The sequence below is a fragment of the Neisseria sp. P0021.S006 genome (genome assembly GCF_051956895.1).
The window spans coordinates 1-1610 of record NZ_JBQCWZ010000292.1; the positions used below are offsets into that span (position 1 = coordinate 1).

A 1610-nucleotide genomic window follows, 5' to 3' on the forward strand; every position below is an offset into this window, starting at 1 on the left:
CATGAGGACGGTACATATTGGCGCTGATGTCCGCCCATTTTTCCAACTCGGCGGCACTCACGTTCAAATCCGGACGCGGGTATTTCGCCAAGGCTTCGCGGGTGTAGTCCAATACCCATGCGGCGAGGGTGTTGGTGTACCAGTTGTTGTTGATGTTGTTTTCGTATTCGTTCGGGCCGGTTACGCCGTGAATCATGTATTTGCCGTTGCGTTTGGAGAAGTGGACGCGGTCCGCCCAGAAGCGGGACACTTCGACCAAGACTTCCAAGCCTTCTTTGGCAAGATAGCTTTCATTGCCGGTGTAGTTGGTGTAGTTGTAGATGGCGTAAGGAATTGCGCCGTTGCGGTGGATTTCCTCGAAGGTGATTTCCCATTCGTTGTGGCACTCGATGCCCGTAAACGTTACCATCGGATAGAGCGCGCCCGCCAAGCCTTGTTCGCGCGCGTTGTGCTGCGCCTGCGGCAGTTGGTTGCGGCGGTATTGCAGCAGGTTGCGGGTAACTTCGGGTTCCGCCAGTGCGAGGTAGAGCGGTACGGCGTATGCTTCGGTGTCCCAATAGGTCGCGCCGCCGTATTTTTCGCCGGTAAAGCCTTTCGGGCCGATGTTCAGGCGCGTGTCTTCGCCGTAGTAGGTGGAGAACAGTTGGAACAGGTTGAAGCGGATGCCCTGCTGCGCTTCGTCGCTGCCTTCGATGACCACGTCGGCGATTTCCCAGCGGTGCAGCCAGCCTGCTTTGTGCGCGTCCAGCAAAGTTTCAAACGCAACGCCTGCGACTTTTTCCGACAAGGCGCGGCCAGCGGCTTTCACCGCTTCCAAGCCCTGATAATCGCGGCTGGTGGTAATAATCACGCGTTTTTCAAAGGTTTCGGGCGTACCGCCGACTTCGGCTTCAAAAGAATTGGAGACCTGCCAGTCGGTTTGACTGCCGCCGAGGGCTTTGAAGCTGCCGGCGAAGGTTTGCTCGGCGTTGACGATGAATTGTTCCACGCCGAAGGGATTGGCGACGGTTTGGGTGGCAATGTAGGAGCGGTCGTCTGAAACGCCTTTGTCCAATACTTGCCAGAATTTTTCTTCGTAGTTGGAGTCTTCGTTTTTCACGTCGGCATCGATGATGGAATCGATGCGGACTTGGTGGGTTTTGCCGTCAACGGATACGGCTTCCCAGCGGATGACCGCCAGCTCTTTTTGCGCGACGGACAGGAATTTGCACACATCGAAACACACGCCGAATACGGTGAACGAGCGGCGCAACACGCCGTGCTGCATATCGAGTTCGACGGAGAAGTTGGTAATGTCGTTTTTCGCCAAATCCACTTCTTGACCATCGACAAAGATTTTGACTTTGCTGAAATTGAGCGCGTTGATGGCTTTGCCGAAATATTTGGGATAGCCGTTTTTCCACCAGCCGACGCGGGTTTTGTCGGGGAACCACACGCCCGCGATGTAGGTACCCAAGTGGCTGTCGGCGGAGTAGGTTTCTTCAAAGTTGCCGCGCATGCCCATATAGCCGTTGCCCAAACTGGTCAGGCTCTCTTGCAGCCGTTTGTGTTCTTTTTCCAGTTTTACCGAACGCAGCGTCCAAGGGCTGATTTCCATGATTCTTGTATAC

The 1610-nt window shown here is 55.1% G+C and carries 1 protein-coding gene; it reads right to left on the bottom strand.

Features of this window, described 5'->3' with window-relative positions:
- The coding region (locus ACTHUM_RS13465) for a family 65 glycosyl hydrolase domain-containing protein (RefSeq protein ID WP_440403108.1) at positions 1 to 1610 on the bottom strand (1610 nt) is incomplete at both ends.